At 64.5% G+C, this 4,608-nt stretch carries 6 protein-coding genes; 1 reads left to right on the forward strand and 5 read right to left on the reverse strand.

All coding sequences use genetic code 11. The features are described from left to right. The 3 genes from AX672_RS01735 to AX672_RS01745 all read right to left on the reverse strand — a co-directional run. On the reverse strand, window positions 1-1,156 hold a 1,156-nt coding region (locus AX672_RS01735; RefSeq protein ID WP_066647281.1), incomplete at its 3' end, for an SAM-dependent methyltransferase. Between the two features lie 19 nt (window positions 1,157-1,175). Continuing rightward, window positions 1,176-1,943 carry a molybdopterin-dependent oxidoreductase gene (locus tag AX672_RS01740; RefSeq protein ID WP_066647283.1) on the reverse strand — a complete coding sequence of 256 codons (768 nt, stop codon included), beginning with the start codon at window positions 1,941-1,943 and terminating at the stop codon, window positions 1,176-1,178. Then, window positions 1,943-2,710, reverse strand: coding sequence for a cytochrome b/b6 domain-containing protein (locus AX672_RS01745; protein ID WP_082730320.1), 768 nt, complete (start codon window positions 2,708-2,710; stop codon window positions 1,943-1,945). The genes AX672_RS01740 and AX672_RS01745 overlap by 1 nt, the downstream gene beginning before the upstream one ends. A 99-nt stretch (window positions 2,711-2,809) precedes the next feature. Here AX672_RS01745 and AX672_RS01750 point away from each other — a divergent pair, with 99 nt between their 5' ends. Then, window positions 2,810-3,427, forward strand: a complete 618-nt coding sequence (locus tag AX672_RS01750; protein ID WP_066647285.1) for a flavin reductase family protein — start codon at window positions 2,810-2,812, stop codon at window positions 3,425-3,427. A 39-nt stretch (window positions 3,428-3,466) separates the two neighbouring features. Here the strand turns inward: AX672_RS01750 and AX672_RS01755 are convergent, their stop codons facing one another. Then, on the reverse strand, window positions 3,467-3,976 hold the full coding sequence (locus AX672_RS01755) for an NUDIX hydrolase (RefSeq protein WP_231731115.1): 510 nt from the start codon (window positions 3,974-3,976) through the stop codon (window positions 3,467-3,469). Then, window positions 3,973-4,608, reverse strand: a 636-nt coding sequence (locus AX672_RS18810) for a TPM domain-containing protein (protein WP_066647287.1), incomplete at its 5' end; no start/stop codon positions are given. The genes AX672_RS01755 and AX672_RS18810, both read right to left, overlap by 4 nt.

The following is a 4,608-nucleotide window of genomic DNA, read 5'->3' on the forward strand; positions in this document are numbered from 1 at the left end:
CATATTGCAGCTGGAAATTGACCAGCCCGCCATATTTGAACGCACACAGCGCCCCCGCGAGATAGAATTGCCACATGCGGAAAAAGCGCTCGTCGTACAGCGCGACGATCGCGTCCTTTGCCGCCGTCGTGCGGTCGTACCAATGCTGCAGCGTGTAAGCGTAATGCAGCCGCAGCACTTCCACATCGGTCAGGAACATCCGCTGATGCTCGCTCGCCGCGACGATTTCGGACAGCGCGGGATTATAGCCGCCGGGGAAGATATATTTGACTGTCCATTTGTCGGTCACGCCCGGCGGGCCCATCCGCCCGATGGTGTGGAGCAGCATCACCCCGTCCGGGGTCAGCAGATCGCGGCACTGGCGGAAGAAAGTGCGGTAATTGGGCGGGCCGACATGTTCGAACATGCCGACCGACACGATCCGGTCGAAGGTGCCGGTCACGTGGCGGTAGTCGATCAGCTCGAACCTGACCTTGTCGGCCACGCCCGCCGCTTCGGCGCGGGCGCGCGCGACCTTGATCTGCTCTTCGGACAACGTGACGCCGAGCACTTCGGCGCCTGTTTTTTCGTGCAGATAGAGCGCGAGGCCACCCCAGCCGCAGCCGATGTCGAGCACGCGCATCCCCGGCGCGAGCGCGAGCTTGGCGGCGATATGTGCTTTCTTGTCGGCCTGCGCCTGGTCGAGGCTGTTGGCGGGATCGGTGAAGTAAGCGCAGCTATATTGCCGGTCGGCGTCGAGGAAGAGATCGTAGAGCCGGTCGCTCAGATCATAATGATGCGCGACATTGCGCTTGGCGGCGCGCGCCATGTTGACCCGGCCGATGCGGTGGGTGACGTTTTCGACCGCGCGCGTCAGGGCCGAGGGCTGGAGCCGGTTGCCGCCCGCTTCCCACAGGTCGTTCGCGGTCATCAGGCTGACGAGATCGAGCACGCTGCCTTCATCGACCACCAGCCGCCCGTTCATATAGGCTTCGCCGGCGCCGAGTGCGGGGTCGCGGATGATCGATCCCGCTGCGCCCGCATCGGTGAAGCGGATCGTTACATCGGGGTAGCCCGCCTCGGGCGTGCCGAAGCGTTTTTCGGTGCCGTCGAAGTGACGAACAATTAGCTGGCCGCGCTTGACCGCGCGGGCGAGGAACAGGTCGATCAGTGCCATTGGTTCGGTACGCTAGCGATCAGATTCCGGCGAACCAATCATAATCGACATTGTCTTCCCAATAGCCGCCGTGCCCGCCCTGGATGCCGGCGAAGCTTTCGACGGCTTCCATGCCGATGACGTACTTCGCCTGCTTGTAGCCAAGGTGGCGCTCGGCGCGCAGCCGCAAGGGCGCTCCGTGCGGCACGGTGACCGGCGATCCGTTCATCGCCCAGGCGAGGATCGTCTGCGGATGGAAGGCATCGAACATGTCGATCGATTCATAATAGGGCAGTGCCGCGCCGCGATAATGATCGGCGCAGTGGAAGACGATATACTTCGCCTTCGACTGGACATCGGCGAGCTTCAGGAGCGACCCCACCGTCGGCCCGTGCCACTGGCCGATCGCGGTCCAGCCTTCGACACAGTCGTGCTTGGTGATCTGCGTGCGCGCGGGCATCGACTTGATCTGCGCCATCGACAGGCTCAGCGGCTTGTTGACGAGGCCATAGACCTTCAGCCGGAAGCTGGCGAACTTGTCGGCGACCCAGCCGCTATATTCGGGCGTGCCGGGATTGATCGAGCCATTCGCGCGGAACACCGGCGACATCTGGTCCGGGCGATATTCGGGTGCGAGCGTTGCGTGGCTCGAAAGCCCGCGCTGCAGCTGATAATGCGCCTCGTCCTCCTTGTAGAGGAAGCTGCGGAAATTCTCATTGTGCGCAAGCTTGTCGCAGCCCGACAGCAACAGGCCCGCGCCCGCGCCTGCGCCCGCAATCAGCGAGCGGCGTGTGATGATCGATGACATCAGTGACCCTCCTCAGGGACTTTCCAGTAACCGGTGATCATCGAGCCGACCTCGCGGATCGGCCCCGCGAGGATCACCAGCGCGAGATGGACGACGATGAAGCCGATGATGCCGCACATCGCCAGAAAATGGATCGACCGCGCCGACGCGCGCCCGCCGAACAGGTCGAGGATCCACGGCATCACCGCGTTGATCCCCGGCGACATGCCGAGCCCGGTGAAAATGATCAGCGGCAACATCACGAAAATCAGCGACGCATAGGCGATCTTTTGCAGCACGTTGAACGCGCCCGGGTTCTTGGGATCATGAAAGCGGAACGCCAGATGTTCCTTGATGTCGAACCACAGATGCGACGGCGTGATTTCTGACGGGCGGATCACGAGCTGCTTCTGGAAATGGCGGTTGATCAGGCTGGTGATCATGAAGCCGAGCAGCCCGAAGGCGAGCACCAGCGCGAAGAACAAATGCCAGCGCCGCGACAGCGACAGATTATAGCTCGCCGGGATCGTCGCCCAGCTCGGCCAGCGCGGCAGATCGAGCCACGCCGCATCGGGCTGGGCGCCATGCAGGCCCCAATAGAGATGCGGGTGGGCGTTCAGGATGCCGAGCCCCGAACCGATCATGATGAAGACGGTGACGACATTGATCCAGTGCCACAGCCGGGTCGTCAGCAAATGCTTGTAGATGTGGCGCGGCGCGGGCGCGGCCTCGACCGGGGCTGGAGGCTCCGGCACCGGCTGGGCCGTGGGATCGATCACTGCGTCCATTGTATTCCCCGTCTCTTGTGCGCCCGTCGCGCCAATGCCTATGCTACCGACAGATACGATACCACTCGCCAAAAAGTGACAGATCAAAAAGGCACCGATTTGGGCGTTTTTCACTTTTTCGAACCGCGCGATGGCCACGGCCTTGCGCATGACCCGCTCAATGCGATCGTCGCGCCGCGCCCGATCGGCTGGATCAGTTCGCTGTCGGCGCAGGGTGTGCGCAATCTGGCGCCATACAGCTTCTTCAATTTGTTCAATTATGTGCCGCCGATCATCGGTTTCTGCTCGATCGGGCCGAAGGACAGCATCGCCAATATCGAAGCGACCGGCGAGTTCGTGTGGAACCTCGTCAGCCGCGATCTGGCGGAAGCCATGAATGCCTCGTCCGCGAGCGTACCGGCGGACGTCGACGAATTTGCGCTAGCGGGGCTGGAAGCCGCACCTTCGCGGGTCATCGCCGCACCGCGTGTCGCCGCGAGCCCGGTACAGTTCGAATGCCGCCACAGCCAGACGCTGCAACTCACCAGCGCGGCGGGCGAGGCGATTCCCGCCTGGCTCGTGCTCGGCGAAGTGGTCGGGGTGCATATCGCCGAGGACGTGATCGCCGACGGCAGCTTCGATACGGTCGCGGCGAACCCGGTGCTGCGGGGCGGCGGCTGGGGCGATTATTTCACGGTGTCGGAGGCCGCGTTGTTCCGGATGAAGCGGCCAAGCTGAACCTGCTTCGCTCGACACGAACGGGCAAATGCAGACGAATTAGGCGAGCAACCCCGGCCCCAGCAGCATCAACAGCTTTACATCGATCGCCACGCCCTCGGCGCGCTTGGCGGCAACGAAATCGGCGATCCCGCTCAGCGCGATCCGGTGGACAGTGATGTTCTCGCTCGCATCGCCGCCTCCCTCGCTCACGCGCACCAGATCATGCGCACGCACCAGCGTGAAGCCTTCGGAGACCATGCCCGGCGACGAGTGGAAAAAGCCGATCGTCTCGACCCGGCCGGGGCAATAGCCGGTTTCTTCCTCCAGCTCGCGCGCGGCGGCAATCTCGACGGGCTCGCCCGCGGTCTCGTCGCCGACCAGTCCCGCGGGGAGTTCGAGGCAGCGGCGCCCGAGCGGCACGCGGTATTGCTCGACCAGCAACACGTCACCGCCATCGATCGCCAGAATCACCGCCGCGCCGATCCCGCGCACGCGTGACGCATATTCCCACGGGCCATCGACCTTCATCGCCATGAAGCGGCCCTGCCAGACAGTCTCAGCGGTCACAGTTCGATCAGCCGGTCGGGCAGTTCATTGGTGTCGGCGTCGGTCTTCGGGAAATGCTCGGCGATGATCGCGCCGATCTGCGCAACCGCCGCCACCATGCCGGCGCCGGTCTGACCCTGCCGGACCTGCTCGACCAGCGCGGCCATGGCATCGCCCCAGCGCTCGGGCGGGACTTTGCCGTGGATCGCTTCGTCGGCGACGATTTCGGCCATATGCTCCGCGCTCGACAGATAGAGCAGCACCCCGACGCGCTTGGCGGTGCGCTGTTCGGCGGCGACCCTGAACAGCTCGATCGCGCGCGCGCGCACTCGGCGGCGCTTGGTCGCCTTGGGCGTCAGCGCCAGCCGCCAGTCCATCCGCGCCAGCGCATAGCGGACGATCAGGAACGCGACGACCTGCAGGATCATCACGCCGAGCAGCACCAGCCGTTCGTCGGGCGCGGTCCAGCCGTCGCTGGTAAACGGCAGCCACGCCGGGTCGATTGCAACCACGCCGGGCACCAGCAGCGCGACGAGCAGGCCATATTGCGGCGGCACGTCGCGATAAGCGTCGGAGACCGGCGCGATCATCGTCACGATCTCGCCATCGGTGCCGGCTTCGGCAGCGGCGACCGCGGCGGTTACGGCATCGCG

This window comes from Sphingomonas sp. CCH10-B3 (genome assembly GCF_001556185.1).
Taxonomy (GTDB): Bacteria; Pseudomonadota; Alphaproteobacteria; order Sphingomonadales; family Sphingomonadaceae; genus Sphingomonas; species Sphingomonas aquatica.